Origin of the sequence: Salinispora cortesiana, assembly GCF_000484695.1 — a bacterium.
Taxonomy (GTDB): Bacteria; Actinomycetota; Actinomycetes; order Mycobacteriales; family Micromonosporaceae; genus Micromonospora; species Micromonospora cortesiana.
In genome coordinates this window covers 77,277-94,832 of sequence record NZ_AXVR01000010.1, presented here as the reverse complement: position 1 = coordinate 94,832, position 17,556 = coordinate 77,277, and the positions used below count along the sequence as shown (strand labels likewise).

The 17,556-nt window shown below is 69.1% G+C and carries 14 protein-coding genes and 1 pseudogene; 8 read left to right on the top strand and 7 right to left on the bottom strand.

The annotated features are described in order from the left end of the window. Positions 1 to 11: 11 nt before the first annotated feature. Both K228_RS0107400 and K228_RS0107395 read right to left on the bottom strand, forming a co-directional pair. On the bottom strand, positions 12 to 854 hold the full coding sequence (locus K228_RS0107400) for a HalD/BesD family halogenase (protein WP_025617849.1): 843 nt from the start codon (positions 852 to 854) through the stop codon (positions 12 to 14). A 375-nt stretch (positions 855 to 1,229) separates the two neighbouring features. After that, positions 1,230 to 1,814, bottom strand: coding sequence for a TetR/AcrR family transcriptional regulator (locus K228_RS0107395; RefSeq protein ID WP_025617848.1), 585 nt, complete (start codon positions 1,812 to 1,814; stop codon positions 1,230 to 1,232). A gap of 193 nt (positions 1,815 to 2,007) precedes the next feature. Between K228_RS0107395 and abc-f the strand changes: the two genes are divergently transcribed. After that, the gene (gene abc-f, locus K228_RS0107390; RefSeq protein WP_025617847.1) at positions 2,008 to 3,600 is read left to right on the top strand and encodes a ribosomal protection-like ABC-F family protein; all 1,593 of its coding nucleotides are present in this window, start codon (positions 2,008 to 2,010) and stop codon (positions 3,598 to 3,600) included. On the opposite strand, the gene K228_RS0107385 is transcribed toward abc-f, so the two are convergent. Beyond that, positions 3,542 to 5,032 (bottom strand): MFS transporter, encoded by a 1,491-nt coding sequence (locus tag K228_RS0107385; protein ID WP_025617846.1) that lies wholly within the window; start codon positions 5,030 to 5,032, stop codon positions 3,542 to 3,544. The genes abc-f and K228_RS0107385 overlap by 59 nt on opposite strands. A gap of 114 nt (positions 5,033 to 5,146) precedes the next feature. Here K228_RS0107385 and K228_RS0107380 point away from each other — a divergent pair, with 114 nt between their 5' ends. Then, a complete protein-coding gene (locus tag K228_RS0107380; protein WP_025617845.1) occupies positions 5,147 to 5,743 on the top strand; it encodes a TetR/AcrR family transcriptional regulator in 597 nt (198 codons plus the stop codon). A gap of 15 nt (positions 5,744 to 5,758) precedes the next feature. On the opposite strand, the gene K228_RS0107375 is transcribed toward K228_RS0107380, so the two are convergent. Next, positions 5,759 to 6,439 carry a formylglycine-generating enzyme family protein gene (locus K228_RS0107375; protein WP_025617844.1) on the bottom strand — a complete coding sequence of 227 codons (681 nt, stop codon included), beginning with the start codon at positions 6,437 to 6,439 and terminating at the stop codon, positions 5,759 to 5,761. 179 nt (positions 6,440 to 6,618) lie between these two features. On the opposite strand from K228_RS0107375, the gene K228_RS0107370 reads away from it, so the two are divergent. Beyond that, positions 6,619 to 7,035: a cold-shock protein gene (locus K228_RS0107370; RefSeq protein WP_025617843.1), complete on the top strand. Its 417-nt coding sequence runs from the start codon at positions 6,619 to 6,621 to the stop codon at positions 7,033 to 7,035. A gap of 146 nt (positions 7,036 to 7,181) precedes the next feature. Beyond that, the gene (locus K228_RS0107365) at positions 7,182 to 8,315 is read left to right on the top strand and encodes a hypothetical protein (protein WP_025617842.1); all 1,134 of its coding nucleotides are present in this window, start codon (positions 7,182 to 7,184) and stop codon (positions 8,313 to 8,315) included. Between the two features lie 27 nt (positions 8,316 to 8,342). Here the strand turns inward: K228_RS0107365 and K228_RS25410 are convergent. Next, a pseudogene (locus tag K228_RS25410) lies at positions 8,343 to 9,590 on the bottom strand (MFS transporter). Between the two features lie 100 nt (positions 9,591 to 9,690). Here K228_RS25410 and K228_RS0107355 point away from each other — a divergent pair. Then, entirely contained in the window at positions 9,691 to 10,974 is a 1,284-nt protein-coding gene (locus K228_RS0107355; protein WP_025617841.1) for a VWA domain-containing protein, read from the top strand. Continuing rightward, complete coding sequence (locus K228_RS0107350) at positions 10,974 to 11,747, top strand: hypothetical protein (RefSeq protein WP_029723400.1); 774 nt, start codon at positions 10,974 to 10,976, stop codon at positions 11,745 to 11,747. The genes K228_RS0107355 and K228_RS0107350 overlap by 1 nt, the downstream gene beginning before the upstream one ends. 90 nt (positions 11,748 to 11,837) lie before the next feature. Here the strand turns inward: K228_RS0107350 and K228_RS0107345 are convergent, their stop codons facing one another. Continuing rightward, positions 11,838 to 13,082 carry a PucR family transcriptional regulator gene (locus K228_RS0107345; protein ID WP_025617839.1) on the bottom strand — a complete coding sequence of 415 codons (1,245 nt, stop codon included), beginning with the start codon at positions 13,080 to 13,082 and terminating at the stop codon, positions 11,838 to 11,840. Positions 13,083 to 13,169: 87 nt separating this feature from the next. Here K228_RS0107345 and K228_RS0107340 point away from each other — a divergent pair, with 87 nt between their 5' ends. Together K228_RS0107340 and K228_RS0107335 are read left to right on the top strand one after the other, a co-directional pair. Continuing rightward, positions 13,170 to 14,261 (top strand): ferredoxin reductase, encoded by a 1,092-nt coding sequence (locus K228_RS0107340; RefSeq protein WP_025617838.1) that lies wholly within the window; start codon positions 13,170 to 13,172, stop codon positions 14,259 to 14,261. A gap of 15 nt (positions 14,262 to 14,276) precedes the next feature. Continuing rightward, entirely contained in the window at positions 14,277 to 15,419 is a 1,143-nt protein-coding gene (locus K228_RS0107335; protein ID WP_025617837.1) for a fatty acid desaturase family protein, read from the top strand. A gap of 353 nt (positions 15,420 to 15,772) precedes the next feature. Here K228_RS0107335 and K228_RS0107330 read toward each other — a convergent pair whose 3' ends face one another. Further along, positions 15,773 to 17,461: a long-chain-fatty-acid--CoA ligase gene (locus K228_RS0107330; RefSeq protein WP_025617836.1), complete on the bottom strand. Its 1,689-nt coding sequence runs from the start codon at positions 17,459 to 17,461 to the stop codon at positions 15,773 to 15,775. Positions 17,462 to 17,556: the final 95 nt, after the last annotated feature.

The window sequence follows — 17,556 nt, the reverse complement described above, 5'->3', positions numbered from 1 at the left end:
CATTGCGAGCGCTAGTCCAGCAGCTGGTCGACTCGGATGGCATGACGCTCGGCATCGCGGTGCGTCGGCAGGACCCGGCCGAAGAGCTGTCGCGTCCGGGTGACACTGCCCATCACGCCGGGGCGCTGGGAGTAGGCGAAGATCGCTGTGTGTCGGGCGGTGTCCCCGCGCACGGTACTCACCCGGTGCAGCGCGTACCGCCCCTTGAACAGTTGGAGGTCACCGAGGCGCAGGGTCTGGGCTCGTACCGGTGCCCGATCGACGCCGGTGAGCACCGAACGGACAGCGTCGAAGTTCTCCGCACCCGCCGAACGGATGTTCGGGCAGTACTCGAAGACGCCCCCGTCCTCCGGCTCCTGGGTCAGCAGGCTGACGGTGAACTCGTTGAGGTCAAAGTGCCACGGATGGTCCATGCCGGGCTGCACGACGTTGAGTACCAGGCCGGAGAGCGGGTCGGCGAGCTCGTGGAGCGCCGGAAGTTCGAAGCAGGCGGCGACAAAGCGCACGAACGACGGGTCGCGGTAGAGCCGGTGGATGACACTGTCGGCGGGGATCAGATCTCGTGGGACGAACGCGTTGCCGCGGCGCATGATGATGCGACCCGGGTGCTCCGCCGGCAGATCGGCATCGAGTTTCGTATTGTAGACGTTAGTTTCCGTAACGTCGTAGTATGCCGACGGGGCAACTGTGGCGCCTTCCCGTCGTAGCGTCTCCCAGCTAGTCGGTCGAATGAACTCCGGCAGCACACTGCAACCATGGTCGCGCAGGTCGGCGCGGGTTTTTGTGACGACGCGTTCCCATGCGTCGCTTCCCGGAGCGGCCAGTGGATAGCGCACGGTGTCCACGTCATGCATTCAGAAGGTTCCCTTCTTCAATGGCGGCGACATGAAGAATTGCGGAATCCTAACAGGAATCACCGGCGCGCAGCCTCATGTTGGTTACCTTTTTCACAGCAGCATTGAAGAGCTCGGGTTGGTGGAGCTCGACCAGGTTCGCAGCTGCCACACGCCACGGAGTCGGCGTTGTGGTGTTGGGTGTCGAGCTGCCCCATCGGTCTGTGCCCCAGCCGCGAGGGCAGCTCGACAGCGAGCGCGAGCGTATGGGACCGGCCGGCGGAGCGGACGTGTCAGTACTGTCGACGCAGCTACCAGCCGCACTTAAAGATCAGGTTGGCGAGGACTTATGCCTCGGTGACCCGGTGACCCGGTGACCCGGTGCGTCGGCGGGCTTCACCGCACCCCGGATCCTGGTGTGCCGGCGGTCATGGGCTCGTTGCTGGGACGGGCGAAGGCGCCCGCCCGGGCGGCGACGCTCACCTGGTGGGCCGAGCGTGTGGCGAGGCCGCTGTCGGCGGGAGACCGGAGTAGGACGAGGGTGAGGTAGAGCGGTGCGGTCGCGGCGATGATCACGGCGCGCGGGTCGGTGTCGGCTGGGACCTCGCCGCGGTCAATGGCGCGTCGCACGATGGCAGTACAGCGCGCGTTGCGATCGGCCCAGAAGGTCCGCAGCGCCGCTGCTGCCTGGGGGGAGCGAAACGAAGCGGCGATCAGCGCGGTGCTGATCGATGGGTCGGCGGTCAGTGCCGCGTGGACCTCACGGTTGACTGCGGCGAGGTCTGTCTCCAGTGAGCCGGTCTGTGGCGGGCTCCAGTCGTCGCCGGTTGCGTCTGTCAGGACATCAGCCAGTAGGCCGCCGATGTCCCGCCAGCGTCGGTAGACCGTGGTCCGGTGTACGCCCGACCGGTCGGCCACGGCGTCCATGGTCAGTAGGTCGAAGCCGCCGTCAACCAGCTGCGCGCGGACGGCGTCGAGCACCTGGCGGCGGACGCGCGCACTGCGTCCGTTTGGGCGGCGCGGCGACTTATCGGTTGTCGACGGGGGCTGGACCATGTCAGCATCTTATCGCTACATCCATAGCTTTAGGGAGGCATGATGCTCCGCTCAGTGTTCCCCGTGTCCGACCTCCCGCCCCGGCGGGTTCCCGACCATGACACTTCGGAGTATCCATATGTCTACCCAGATCAGCGTCCATAGCGTGACCAAGGCCTACGGCGACCGACTTCTGCTCGACGGCGTCACCTTCGCCATTGGCCCGAACCGGCGTACGGGGATCATCGGCGAGAACGGCTCCGGCAAGTCGACGCTGCTGCGCCTGCTCGCCGGCCGAGAGGAGCCGGACGGTGGACAGGTGACCGTCACCGCCGACGGCGGTGTCGGGTACCTCGCCCAGGACATGTACCTGCCGGGGCAGCTGACCGTTCAGCAGGCGATCGATGTCGCCCTGGCCGACCTACATGCGATGGAGGCGCGGTTACGGGAACTGGAGCCACGGCTCGCTGGCGGCAACCAGAACGACCTGACCGAGTACGGGAACCTGGCGACCGCCTTCGAGCTGCGGGGAGGCTACGAGGCCGACGCCCGGGTCGAGCAGGCGTTGCACGGGCTGGGGCTGACCGCGGTGGAGCGGGATCGTCCGCTTGGCGGCCTCTCCGGCGGGGAGCAGGCCCGCGTGCACCTGGCCTCGGTGCTGGCCGCCAACAGCGAGGTGCTGCTGCTCGACGAACCGACCAACCACCTCGACGACGCCGCGTTGAGCTGGCTGGAGGGGTACCTCCGCTCCCGGCGTGGCACCACGGTCGTGATCTCCCATGACCGGGTCTTCCTGGAGCAGGTCGCCACCGGTTTGATCGAGGTGGACGCGGACCGGCGTACCCTGGTCCGCTACGGCACCGGGTACGCCGGCTACCTGATCGAGCGGGCGGCGGCCCGGCAACGCTGGCAGCAGGCATACGAACAGCGGCAGGCGGAGTTGGACCGGCTGCGGGAGGTCGCGGCGACCACGGCCCGACAGGTGGCGCCCGGCCGGGCGATGAAGGATCGCAACAAGATTGCCTATGACCGCAACGCGGGCCGGGTGCAGCAGTCGGTCGCGAGCCGCGTCCGCAACGCGGAGCTACGCCTGCGCCGCCTCCACGAGGACCCGGTGCCGCCGCCGCCCGACCCGCTTCGGTTCGAGCCGCCCACGCCTACGGCAGTCGCCGCCGGGGTGCTACTTGCCGCCCAGGAGGTGACGTTCGCCGGTCGGCTCAAGCCCACCACGTTGACCGTCGCGACGGGTCGACGCCTGTTGATCCGGGGGCCGAACGGCGCCGGGAAGAGCACGCTGCTGCGGATCTTCGCTGGTGACCTCGCCCCGGACGGTGGTCAGGTGACCCGTTCTGGCCGGATCGGGTACCTCCCGCAGGAGGCTTCCACCGCCGAGCCGGAGCGGACTCTGCTGGCCGCCTTCGCGCACGGACGGCCCGGTCCAGCCGAGGAGTACATCTCCAGTCTGCTCTCGCTCGGGTTGTTCACCCCGGAGAGCCTCACCGTGCCGATCGGTCGGCTCTCCACCGGGCAACGCCAGCGGCTGGCGGTGGCCCGGCTGTTTAGCGAGCCCGTCGACCTTCTGCTGTTGGACGAGCCCACCAACCATCTCTCGCTGGGCCTGGTCGAGGAGTTGGAGGCCGCTCTCGAGGAATACCAAGGCGCCGTGGTGGTGGTCAGTCACGACCGCCGGCTGCGCCGGCGGTGGTCCGGCGAGACCTGGGAGGTGGCCTGACGGCATCCCCGGCTGGTAGTGCGAACGCCACGACGGCGACGAGGGTCAAGATAAGGGCGGTGAACGCGAATGCCTGCGCGTAGCCGCTGACAAGATCGGCCTTGGTGGACGAATGCCGGCTGGTCAACGCGATGAGTGCGGTCAGGCCAAGGGCGCCGCCAAACTGTTTGGCGGCGTTAGCCAGCCCGGAGACTGCCCCGGCATCGGGGCCGGAGACGCCGGAGGTCACCACGGCGGTTAGTGGCACGATGAGCAGCCCGCCGCCGACCGATATCACGACGGCCGGGCCGAGGACGCCGGACAGGTAGGTGCTGTGGACGGTGATCTGACCCTGCCACCAGAACCCGGCCGCGGCGATGGCGGTTCCGACGATGACCAAGCTCCGCGCGGCAACGTGTCGCATTAGCCATGGGGTCACGCGCATTCCGACCAGCATCATAAGCAGGGTGTGTGGTAAGAACCCGGCCCCGGCTTGCAGCGGGGTGAGTTCGAGTACCTGCTGCAGGTACAGGGTCAGGAAATACCACAGCGGAATCTGGAAGCCGGCCCCGACCAGCAGCATCAGCAGGTTGCCCAGCCAGATTGCCCTGGTTCGCAGTAGCCGCAGCGGCAGGAGTCGTGGTTCGGCGCCGCGTGCCTCGACCGCGACGAAGGCGGCCAGGCAGATCAGGCCGACGACCAACGCCGCGGTGGCGGTCGGCCCTCGCCGGCTGTGCGGGTAGCTGGCCGTGACGGCGTAGGTCACCGCGATCAGGGCGGTGGTGATCAGGGCAGCGCCCTTGACGTCGAGCTGGACAACCCGGTCACGCGGCCGCCCTCCGGCCAACGTGACAGCCGCTAGGACGATGCAGAACGTGCCGATCGGTACGTTGATCAGCAAGGTTGACCGCCAGGTCAGGTACGCGGTGAGGGCGCCACTAAGGAGGTTGCCGGCCGCGCCGCCGGCCAGGCTGACCGCGGTCCAGACAGCCAATGCCCGGTTGCGCGCGGACCCTGGTGGAAATGTCGTGGTGAGGATTGTCAAGGTGGCGGGTGCCAGCGTGGCGGCACCCAGGCCCTGGAACGCGCGGGCGCCGACCAACACACCGGCGGTGGTGGCGAGCCCGCCGACGAGACTCGCGGCCGTGAACAGCCCCAGCCCGGAGATCAAGACCAACTTGCGGCCATACACATCGCCCAGTCGGCCACCCAACAGGAGGAAGCCTCCGAACACCAGCGCATAGCCGTTGGCCACCCACAGTAGGCCAGACGGTGAAAGGGAGAGAGCCCGTTGGATGGACGGAAGTGCGACGTTGACCACGGATACGTCGAGTACCACCAGGAACTGTGCGGTGCAGGCCAGCAGAAGTGCAGCCCGACCCGAGGTCGCGTCCGGGGTGCGGCGCCGGACGCGCTGCGTGCCCGGCTCGTCCCCGCCCCGCCGCCACCGCATGACTCCCCCGATTAAATCAGTGTGATCACATTGCTATAATCTAGAACATAGTCATGACGTAGCGTCTGGGCAACCTGGTTGGGGGAAGGGTTGGCGACCGGTCGAACTCGAGGGGTGGGCTTCGAGCATGAGCGTCGGCGCAACGAGATCGCCGACGCGGTCCTGGCTGTTGTCGCCGAACGTGGCCTGGCGGCTGTGTCCCTGGTCGCGGTGGCTGCCCAGGCCGGCGTGTCGCCCGGCCGGGTCCAGCACTACTTTCCCACCAAGCGAGGCCTGGTCGAGGCTGCCTTCGAACGGGGCAACGCCCTGTCCAGCGATCGGATAGCCGCCAAAGCCAGACCCGATGACCAGGACGTGAGCCGACGGCGCCTACTTACCGTGGTGCTCACCGAGCTGATTCCGTACGACGCCGTCACCCGTGCTCACCTGCGGGTACGCCAGTCATTCACCGCGGTGGCGTTGGCCGACGAGGCAATCGCCGCCCGGCTGCGCGTCGACTACGCCAAACTCCACGGCCAGCTCGCCGATCTGCTCCGCTGCGACCAGGCCGCTGGTCATCTCCGTGCCGGGGCCGATCCCGCGGAGGTGGCCGTGACCCTGGTGGCGCTTGCTGAAGGGCTGGCCTACTACGTGCTTATCGGCGTTTGTCCGGCCGAGGCCGCTCGGGATCAGGTGCTCGCTGCGATCTCCGAGGTCTATGCCGTGGCGTGAGGCGCGGGCGCCAGGTCAGTTCCACTCGGGGCGAATGGAACGCGCGACGCGGAAACCCACGTCGTCGACGCGGAACGTCGGATGACTCCGGCGCCGTACGGAGGCCCGGCAACTCCAGTGCTCGTCGAACCAGCCGCCACCACGGAGGACCCGGTAGCTGCCGTAGACCTCCGGGTCGTAGTGATCCCAGCACCAGTCCCAGACGTTGCCCAGCATGTCGTGTAGGCCCCAGGCGTTCGGTTGTCGGCCGCCCACCTCGTGGATTCGTTCCCGCGAGTTGTCGCGGTGCCAGGCGATCTCGTCCAGCGGTCCGTAGCGGGGGCCGGTCGTACCGGCGCGGCACGCGTGCTCCCACTCGGCTTCGGTCGGCAACCGGTACCCGTCGGCGGAGGGGTCCCACTCGATCTCCTCGGCGCCGGAGAACCGATAGGCCGGCGGCAACCCGTCCCGTCGCGACCAGGCATTGCAGCACCGGACCGCATCCCACCAGGACACCCCCTCGACCGGCAGTTGATCTCCGCGAGTCGTGCTCGGGCGGGCGCCGGTGATCGCGGCGTACTGGGCCTGCGTGACCGGGAAGCGGGCGAGCTCGTACGGCTTCAACTCGACCGACCATCGGCGCTGTGTTCGGCGGTCGGAGAGCGTTACCTGCCCCGCCGGGACAGCGATCATCAAATCCTGCTGGTTCCCGTCCACAAGGAGCCGATCGTACCCGTGGTCAGGGCTTCTGCTGTTGGCGCTTCCGGTGCTGCCGGAGGCCACCTCGCTGACGTCCGGTCTCGTCCCGGTGGCAGGGTCGCTAGGCTGGCAGCGCGTGGGATCCATCGGTAGGTTGCGCGCTTCGGGTGTTGGTGGTTGGTCTTTGTTGGGGGATTGTGGTGGAAAAAGGGACGATTGTCCGGTTCGATGACGTTCGCGGCTACGGGTTTATCGCACCGTTCGGGGGCGGCGATGACGTCTTTGTGCATGCGAACGACTTCGGTGATCAGCGGCACCAGGTCGCGGCCGGCATGCGGGTGAGCTATGAGGTTGTGCAGTCCGAACGGGGCCTGAAGGTCGCGAGCGTCGTGCTGGAGACGGCTCCGGCCGTAACGAACCGTGGTGTGCCGGGTCGCCCGCAGCCCCTGTCCGACGAGGACGGTGAGTGTGATGTGTTGGCGGTCGAGCAGTTCGACAGCGCCGTGACCGAGCTGCTGCTGGCGAACGTGCCCACGATGACCGGTGCGCAGATCGTTGAGGCCCGTCGGGCGCTGGTCGCCATGGCGCGTCAGTATGGCTGGGTCGAGGACTAGCCGCCGCACATGGCGGCCCGGGCCCCGCCCCCTCCGACCTTCGGGGGTGGGCCCCGGGAGGGCGCTGCGCTCTCCGGGGCGGGCAGTGGCTCGCCGCGCGCGGTGAGGTAGTCGTCTGGTCACCGATCGGCTGCGACAATCCGGAAATGGATGACAGCGATCAGGGCATCGATCGTGCCGTTGCGGGCGCTGACTTCGTGGAGTGGAACTTTTCGATCATGGCGAATCGTTCGCCGTGGCGCATCGAGGAGGGAATGACGCAGCTGCTCGCCCATCAGGGCGCGGAGGGGATCGGGCCGTCCCTGACTGTCGCAGCGCGCGAGGATGCCCGGGTCATCCAGGAGTTGGGTCGGCGGGAGACACCGGCGGCGGTGGCGGCGCTGCGGGCTTTCCAGGCGATGAGTCCGGTCGACACGCAGCGGGAACTGGCCGGGTTGCACGCCGACCGGCTGACCCGACAGGGCGTTCCCGACGCCTCCTGGGCGTCCACGATCGGCCGGGTGCGGGTGGAGGGCTGCTGGTGGGCGCACGACCCGTTCGACGAGACCGCCTTCCTGCTGTGCGTCTTCTCCTACGACGGAGACGATGAGCACGGCATCCTGGCCATGATCGACCTTGCCGTGGATGGTGGCCTGTTTCGAGAGCTGACCCTCGGCATGGACGTGGAGGTGCTGCAGGATGTCCTACGCCGCGCCGACGGAGTCGACGGTCTGGTTACCGAGCCGGTCGACCCGGCGTATGCCCGGCGGTTGTTTGAGGACGCGGTCGTCACCTCGGACGAGGTGCTGGAAGATCGGGACTACCAGCCGAATCCGGCGCCGGCTGCATACCGGAAGATGCGGGCGCTGACCCTGGCCCGGGCCCGGGCGTTGAGCGTCGCCGCCGCACCGCCGGACCCGCTGCCCGACCGCGTGGATGTCGCACTCATGAAGCGGGCGTTCCTCGCCTCCGGCATCGGCTCCAAGCTGCCCGGGGACGACGCGACGAGCCAGGCGGTGGACCTCTTCGTCGAGCAGCTCATCGATCGAGCTTGCTGCCATCCGATGCGACTCGGCCCGCGTCGGGTGATGGCCGCCCTGGGCCTGCCAGGTTTGACCCGAGACGCCATCGGTGATCCGGATGTGAGTGACGTCCTTCCGGACGTTGTCTATGGGTGGGCCTCCTGGATCGCAGCCGAACGCGGTCTGTCCCGGGACGCCACGGAACGACTTGAACGGGCGTGTGAGCAGGCGTGTGCGCGTCTGCGCTCCACGGATCCGGGGGACCCGGAGCGCACCTGACCTGTGCTGGCTGGCCGCGACCCGGGTTCATCGCGGACGCACGCCGAGGTTGCGCGCTGCCGTCGCGAAGATCGCGAGGGCGAGCAGGGCCGACGAGTACAGCAGCACAGTCGGGACGGCATCGAGCCACTGGACCAGTACCCCGGCGAGTGCGGGGGCTATCGGTAGCAGGCTCCCGCCGAGGAAGTGCACAGCGGCACTCACCCGCCCCTGGAGGGCGGGCTCGGCGCGGGTGAGTATGTAGCCGATGATCGCGGCGTTGGCCGTGGGCCCGAGGAAGAAGACCAGCGCGCCGATGACACCGATGAGATACGCCGAGTGTGCCACCGCCAACAGCGGAGTCACCAGCGCGGCAACCCACCCGAACGCCGTGATCAGCGTCCGTGGCTGGAACCGCGCGACCAGCCGGGGTGCCGCCAACGCGCCCACCAGCCCGCCCGTGCTCGTAATCGAGAACAGCAGCCCCGTGGCGGCCGGCCCCGCGCCGTGGCGCTCGGCCAGAAGGACGCAGACCAGCCCGATCGACTGAGACGAAGGTAACACCGGCGAACCAGAGCACCGCGCCCCGGGCGAACTGCTCCTGCCACAGCCACCGCAGACCCGCGCTGACGAAACCGCGGCTTCGGTGCGGCGTACGATCCCCGGTGTTGTTGCGCAGGGGGCGTCGGATCAGGGTCAGTCCTACTGCGGAGACGAGGTAGGAGACGGCATCCACCAGGAACGGCACCAGCCGGCCGGTGCTGAAGAGGATGCCGCCGAGGGCGGGTCCCACCAGCGTCGCGAGCTGCGTGCGGGATTCGTTTCGGGCGGCGGCCTGGGGCACCTGTCGCGCGCCACGACAAACCGAAGGGATGCCGTCTCCGCTGGTTGAAAGCAACTACTCAGGGCCGCTTCCGTGGCCACCACCGCCACAATGTGGACGAATGTAACCTGGCCGATGACGCCGGCGATGACCAGGCTGCTCAGTGCCAGCGCGCGTCCCAGATCTGCCACGATCATGAGAAGTCGTCGGTCGTGTCGATCCGCCAGGGAGCCCGCCGGGAGTCGACACACCACAGTGGTGATGGCGGCGATTGACGCGACGGCACCCGCGTGTGCTGCTGAACCGGTGATGGCCAGAGTCAGCAGGACGAAGCTCACCGAGGAGACGGCGCTACCCAGCGCGGAGATTGACTGGCTCACCCAGAGAATGACGAATTCACGATTCTGGGAGAGTGGCCGCACCGGCGGCCCGGAGGTCGGCGGTTCCTGATACTCGATCGACTGATCAACCACGTCACCCGACGCTAGGCACGGGCCTGATTGGAAGCATGCGTGATCTGCGTCACCCAACCCGAGTGCTTGTCCGATGTGGAGCTGCCCTAGACTGCGCGCGATGATCAAGACGAGACGATTGGCGGCAGCTCTCGTCGGGCTGCTGGCGACGAGCGTGATGATTGGTCCAGCACCGGCCCTCGCGGATTGGGAGACCCCGGTCGAGCCGCCGAAGGTCGAGCTGGTCCTTGATGTCAGCGGGTCGATGCGGGCCACCGACATCGACGGGCGAAGCCGGATCTCGGTTGCCCAGCAGGCGTTCAACGAGGTGGTGGACGCGCTACCGGATGAGACTGAACTGGGCATTCGAGTCCTCGGTGCCACCTATCCCGGTGATAACAAGGAGAAGGGCTGCCAGGACACCCAGCAGATCGTGCCGGTCGGGCCGGTCGACCGGGTGCAGGCCAAGGCGGCGGTGGCGACCCTTCGGCCGACTGGGTACACCCCGGTCGGGCTGGCACTGCGCTCGGCCGCCGAGGATCTCGGCACCGGTAGCACCGCCCGGCGGATCGTGCTGATCACCGACGGTGAGGACACCTGCGCCCCGCCGGACCCCTGTGAGGTGGCCCGAGAGCTGGCTGCGCAGGGGACGAAGCTGGTCGTGGACACCCTTGGCCTGGCCCCAGACGAGAAGGTGCGCCAGCAGCTGCTCTGCATCGCTGCGGCCACTGGTGGCACGTATACCGCGGCGCAGAGCGCGGACGAGCTGACTGGTCGGATCAAGCAATTGGTCGACCGGGCCGGGGATACGCACACGGTCACGCCGGCTGTGGTCGCCGGCACCTCGGTCTGCGCCGACGCCCCGCTCCTGGGCGCCGGCGTCTACAGCGACCGGGAGAAGTTCTCGGAGCACCGTTGGTATCGGGTGCCGGTGTATCCCGGGCAGGAGCTGCGTGCCTCTGTCAGCGTGGCGTTGGACCGGCCGGTCAACCCCGACCACGCGGTGCTGCTGCGGGCGGTGGCCACCGACGGTCGGGAGCTGGTGCGTGGCGTGGACGCCGGTAGCGGCCGGACCGACGTCGTCTCCGCCGGTCTGCGCTGGTCGGCGGGGGAGGAGCCGGAGGATGGGCCCTCCCCAACCCCGTCCACCACGACCGACGCCGAAGCCACCGTCGTCTGTCTCGTGGTGAGTAACGCCTTCGCGCCCCAGCCGGGGACTCAGACCTCGCCGGGGATGCCGGTTGAGTTGACCGTGGACATGGTCGCGTCCTCGCCGGCTCCGGCTGCCCCGGATCTCGGTCGTGGCTGGGTACTGCTCGTCCTGCTGACGGTGACCGGTCTGGTGGCCGGACTGGCGTCCGGGGTACTCACCCGGTGGTGGGTGGCGACCTGGAGGGAGAAGTGATGCGCTTCCGGTCAATGCAGGGTGGAGCCGTCCTGGCCGCTGTCGGCCTGGCCCTGCTGGTCCTGCCCGGGGCGGCCCGGGCTACTCCGACACCCTCACCGGGGGCGACCCCGGTCACCCGAGCGGGGACCTCCTTCCTGACCGCCACCGATATCACTGCCGGGCAGCCGGTGCAGATGGACGCCGCAACCGGTGACTACCTGTACTGGTCGTTCCCGGCGGCGGCCGGCGAGCGCCACGAGATCACCGCGACCGTGTCGTTCCCCAAGCAGCGTAGTGGTGAGTCCACATGGACCGTGGAGGTCTTCGACGGGCTGCGGCGGCGTCAGGCCTGCACCGCCGGTGCCCAGACGCCGACGGCTACCGCCGAGGCTGAGAGCGTCTCGCTCGGGTGCACCCTGCGGCAGGTGCGCTCCTGGGCGGAGCCGTGGTCCGCCGATCCGCTACCGGGGACCTATTACGTCCGGCTCTCCGTGGCCGAGTTGCCGGAGGAAGACCTTGGCCTGCCGATCGAGGTTGACCTACTGGTCGGCGCGGTGGGTGAGGGGTCCCGCGACGACGGCGTCTTGGCGGAGCCGTTGGTGCTGCCCACCGAGGCTGGCACCATCCTCGACGCCGCTCCGACGGAGCTGGCCGAGGGCGACGACGACGGCTTCTTCGGTTGGCTGCCTGAGCTCGGATCGCGTTGGGCCTGGAGCACGGTCGGCGGCATCCTCGCTGCCGTGGCGGGAGTCGTCGGCTTCGGTCTGACCCGGCGCCCCCGCCGTCGGTGACGACGACGGTACCGGTGTAGGCCGGGAGGGTGCCTGCGGACGCGGGCACCCTCCCGGCCGTTTTGGTCACGATGACCGGACCACTGCCGGTCAGTCCTGCGGCAGTAGTTCGTTGATCCGTCCGCGGGGTGGGAATGCCAGAGCCAGGGTCAGGTCGAGCACCGTGACGGGGTCGGTGAGCCGCTCCCCGTACAGTTCGCGCAGCTGGCCCATTCGGTAGCGCACGGTCTGTGGGTGCACGAAGAGGTCGGCGGCGACATCGTCGCGGCGGCCGTGGTGCAGCAGCCAGGAGCGCAGCGTCTCGGTCAACCGATCGGCGGTGGTGGGTGGCAGCGCCGCCAGCGGCGCCAGCACCCGTGCCCGCAGGTCCGCCAGGCCTTCCGGGTCGTGGCTGAGTAGCAGCTCGGCGAGGTGCGCCTCGGTGTCCAGGGGTGCACCGGCACCGTCCGGACGCAGACCCAGAGCGAGCGCCCGGGTGGTCCGCTGCCAGGAGTAGGCGACCTGGGTCCACGGGCGGGCCGGGCCGAGCACCGCCTGCCGACCGCGCAGCAGTCGGGCAAGCTGCCGTCGCCGGTCGCCGTGGGCATCCGGGACGAGCAGGCCGGCGGTCTCGTCACCGGGCCCGCCACCGGGCAGGTCGTCGGCGCTCTCCAGCGTCTGCGTGGGCAGCAGCTTGAGCACCGGGCGTAGGTTCGACCGGGGCAGCAGCACGACGGTGAGGGTGTGCGGCGGTGGCCAGTCGGCCCGCTCGGCGCTGCGCAGCAGTACTTCTTCGTCGGCTCCGGTGACCAGCTGCTGGGTGAGTCGTTCCAGGTTTCGGCGGCGGATGAGGCCGGTACTGGCCAATTCGTCGGCGTGCCCGGCGACGCTGGCGGCGGAGAGCTCGTCGATGTAGGCGAACATCAGCTCGGCGAACTCGGCCACCGTGGCGGCCGGCAGCTCTCCGCGTACGGCGATGGCGGACATCTCCCGCCAGGAAACTCGGGCACCCACCCGGTACGCGGCGAGTAACGCGTCCACGCTGCGGCCGGAGCGGGCCTCTCCGCTGCCGAGCGCGTACGCAGCCTCGACGGCGGGAACGAGTGGGGTGCTGGGGTCGGCCCCGTAGGAGCGTTCGACGAGTTGGAGGAAGGTGCCGAGGGCGATTCGTACCGCATTCTCGATCTTGTCCCGCATCTGTCCGGTGAGGGTGCCGGAGTAGCTGGGTACCTCGGCGGTGATGGCGGTGACGGTGTGCTCGGCGAGCAGGGCGAGCCGGTTGCGGAGCTCCGCGGCAACTCGATCATCCAGGTCCAGCCCGGCCGCCCGCCGGGTTGCCTCGGACCGTTCGGCCACGATCTTGTTCCCTTCGTATAAATTCGCGCGTCGGGTTCACCTTCCCAGGTCAAGATTTTATGCCAGTGTGCCGCGACGATCGGGGGTATGACCACCACCGTCCAGCGTCCGTCCGCGCCGGCGTCCCTGCGTCGCGGGCTGCTGCGGCTCGCCGCGGCGGTCACCACCCCGCTGCTGCCCGACGACTACCTCGACCTGGTCGCCCCGCTGCGTGCCGGCGCCGAACTACGGGGCCGGATCGTCGAGGTGCGCCCGGAGACCCCGGACGCCGCCACCGTCGTGATCCAGCCGGGGCGGGACTGGCAGGGACACCGTCCGGGGCAGTACGTCCGGCTCGGCGTGGATGTCGACGGCGTGCGGCAGTGGCGGTCCTACTCGGTGACCTCGGCTCCGGCGGGCCGCCACGACCCGATCACGATCACCGTCAAGGCGATCCCGGACGGTCTGGTCAGCAACCATCTGGTGCGGCACGCTCAGCCCGGCACGATTGTGCAGCTTGACCAGGCGCAGGGCGACTTCGTGCTACCGGCCACACCGCCGGCGCGGGTGCTGCTGATGACCGCGGGCAGCGGAATCACTCCCGTCATGGGGATGCTGCGCAGTGGGGCCCTCGCCGGGGCGGACGTCACGCTGGTCCACTCGGCGCCCACCGCAGCGGACGTGATCTTCGGTGCGGCGCTGCGGGACCTGGCCGCCGGCGGCGCGCTCCGGCTGGTGGAGCGGCACACCAGGGATGACGGTCAGCTCAGCCTCGCCGACCTGGCCGCGCTGGTGCCGGACCATCTCGAGCGGGAGACGTGGGCGTGCGGCCCGGCCGGGCTCCTCGACGGCCTGACCGCGCACTGGACCGCCGCCGGCCGCGGCGAGCGACTGCACACCGAGCGGTTCCGCCCGACCATCATTTCGCCCGGTGAGGGCGGCACCGTCACCTTCGGCCGCAGCGGTGTGACCGTCGCCGCCGACGGCAGCACCCCGCTGCTGGAGGCGGGGGAGACGGCCGGTGTACTCATGCCGTCCGGTTGCCGCATGGGCATCTGCTACGGCTGCGTCCTGCCGCTGCGCCAGGGTGCCGTCCGTGACCTGCGCAACGGGTCGCTCACCACAGCGGTTCCCGGTGACGGTGTCCTCGTCCAGACCTGCGTGTCGGCCGCTGCCGGCCCCTGCGACCTCGACCACTGATTCCGGAGTACCGACGTGACCGTCATGCAACGCAAGCCCGTCAACCCGATCGCTCACCTCACCGCCGAAGACATTGAGGTGATCGGAAAGGAACTGGACGCGATCCGGGACCGGGTGATGGCCGACCTGGGGGAACGGGACGCCCGCTACATTCGCCGGCTGATCCGGACGCAGCGGCGTCTGGAACTGGGCAGTCGGGCGGTGTTGCTCTTCTCGCTGTTCCCGCCGGCGTGGATCATCGGGACGGCCGGTCTGTCGATCGCCAAGATCCTGGAGAACATGGAGATCGGGCACAACATCCTGCACGGCCAGTGGGACTGGATGCGGGACCCGAAGATCCATTCCACGACCTGGGAGTGGGACCACGTCTCTCCGGCCGAGCAGTGGAAGCACTCACACAACGAGCTGCACCACCGCTACACCAACGTGATCGGTAAGGATAACGACCTCGGGTACGGCATCATGCGTGTCGATGAGGACCAGCGGTGGCACCCGCTCTACCTGGGGCAGCCGCTGTGGAATCTGATCAACGCCTGCTTCTTCGAGTACGGCATCGCCGCGTACGACCTGGAACTGGGGCGCAACCTGAAGAAGGGCCGGCACCGGGATCCGGCGTTCCGGGCCCGGGCCCGAGCGGTCGGCCGTAAGATCCGCCGTCAGGTCCTGAAGGACTACGTGCTGCACCCACTGCTGTCCGGACCATCGTTTCTGAGCACACTCGCCGCGACCTTCACCGCGAACCTGGTCCGGAACCTGTGGAGCCACTCCGTGATCATGTGCGGGCACTTCCCGGAGGGCGTGGAGACCTTCGAGAAGACCTCGATCGAGGGGGAGACCCGCGGCGAATGGTACCTGCGGCAGATGCTCGGCTCGGCGAACATCAGCGGTAGCCGGTTGCTGCACATCATGTCCGGCAACCTCTCCCACCAGATCGAGCACCACCTCTTCCCGGACCTGCCGAGCAACCGCTACCGGGAGGTCGTCCCGGAGGTCCGGGCGCTCTTCGACCGGTACGGTCTGAAGTACACCACCGGATCGCTGCCCCGGCAGGTCTTCTCCGCCTGGAAGAAGGTCATCCGGCTGTCGTTGCCCAACCGCCGGCCGCGCGACCGGGCCAGCAACCGGTCCGCACCGGCGCTGCGCACCTCTGGTGCCTGAGCTGGCGTAGGTCAAGCCAGGCCGGTGACGGTCGCGCTCGCGGGGGCCGGATGGCTCCCGCGACCCCGGGGTAGAGCTGTTCCAGCCCTCGGGTCTGTTGGCGCAGACATCCCATGTGCTTTGCTGTCAAGTGCCGCGTCGGCACCACTGGCAGGCCGGCGCTCGTCGCCTCCAGAACGGTGGTGGGCGGGCCCTTCGAGCGTCTCCGAGCCCGGCTGCGGGTCACCGCGCCACTGCTGCGTCGCGCCGCCGTGGCACCCGCCCCTGGGTGTGACGCCGCTCCCGGACAAATCCGGCCGGCTGAACTCTGTGGTGCCGCTGACGTGGCATCGGCTCGGTCAGCCGGTGTCCGGTCAGGTGACGAGCAGTTGGTCGCGGACCTCCCGGCGCAGGACCTTGCCGATCTGGGAGCGGGGCAGGTCGTTGACCACCACCACCCGGCGCGGCACCTTGTACGCGGTCAGCTGCTCCCGGCACTTGGCCCGGATGCCCGCCTCGTCGGTGGTGCAGTCGGGGTGCAGCACCACCGCGGCGACGACCTCCTCGCCCCCGGCGGCGCCGGGTAGACCGACCACCGCGGCGTCGCGGACGCCGGGGACCTGTCGCAGTGCCTCCTCCACCTCGGACGGATAGACGTTGAATCCACCAGTAATGATCAATTCTTTGATCCGGTCAACGATCCGTACGAAGCCGTCCGAGTTCATCTCCACAATGTCCCCGGTTCGGAGCCAACCGCCGGGCAGCAGCACCGCCGCTGTCTCCTCCGGCCGGCACCAGTACCCGACGAAGACCTGCGGCCCGCTGATCAGCAACTCGCCTGCCTCACCGGGGGCGCGGTCCCGGGCCGGGTCCTTCGGGTCAACGATGCGGATATTGGTGGCGGGGAAGGGAATGCCCACCGTGCCGGGTTGCCGGGCCGTGGACACCGGATTACCCAACGCCACCGGGGAGGTCTCGGTCATCCCGTACCCCTCGACCAGCAGCCCGCCGGTCACTGACTCCCACAGCGCCACGGTGGCCGGGGGCAGCGACATCGCCCCGGAGATGGCGTATCGGATGGAGGTCAGGTCGACCCCACGTTCCCGGGCAGCGACAGCGAGCTTCTCGTAGATCGGCGGCACCGCCGGCAGAAACGTCGGCGGACGGCGACGTATCGCCTGGAGGGTCTCGTTCACGTCGAAGCGGGGCAGCAGCACCAGGGTTGCGCCGATGTTGACCGAGAAGGTCAGGCAGAACGTCAGCCCGTACGCGTGGAACAGTGGTAGCACGCCGTACACGGTCTCGGCGCCGTCGCGGAGTCCCGGCACCCACGCGCGGCCCTGTGCGGCGTTGACGCGCAGGTTACGGTGGGTGAGGATCGCTCCCTTCGGGGTGCCGGTGGTGCCACCGGTGTACTGCAACAGCGCGGTGTCCTCCGGCTCTGGCGCGGGGTGGTCGGCGGCCAGCGGCCCGCTGTCGGCCAGCAGGCGCTCCCAGGACAGGGTGCCCGGTGCGGGAGCGGTGATCGCGGCGCGGGCGGTGCGGGCTCGGGGCACCGGTAGCCGCAACGCCCAGCGTTTGAGCCAGGGTAGGGCCGCGCTGAGATCGACTGCGACGACCGTCTCGACCTTGGTGGCGTTGGCGGTGCGCTGCACTAGTGGGGCGACCTTGTTCCAGACCACAGCGACCTGGGCACCGTGGTCGGCGAGTTGGTGGGCGAGTTCCTGCTCGGTGTAGAGCGGGTTGTGCTCGACCACGACCGCACCGAGTCTCAGCACCGCGTAGAAGGCCACCACATGTTGCGGGCAGTTCGGCAGGACCAGTGCGACCCGGTCGCCTTGGCCGACGTCGAGGCGGCGTAGCGCCTCGGCCGCCCGGTCCACCTGTGCCGCCAGGTCACGGTAGCTGGTGGTGGCGCCGAAGAAGTCCAGTGCGGTCCGGTCGCCGAACCGGTGAACGGCCTCCCGCAACAGGTCGACCAGGGACTCCTCGGTCGGGGTGATGGTCGTCGGCACTCCCGGTGCGTAGCTACCCAGCCACGGCCGTTCGGCGCTCAGGTTCATGGTGTCCATCCTCCCCACGTTCGTCTACGGGACCGCAATCTACGGTCTGGTAGAACCCGGCGAGGTGCCCGTCGCCGCACCGCCGATTCGGCGCC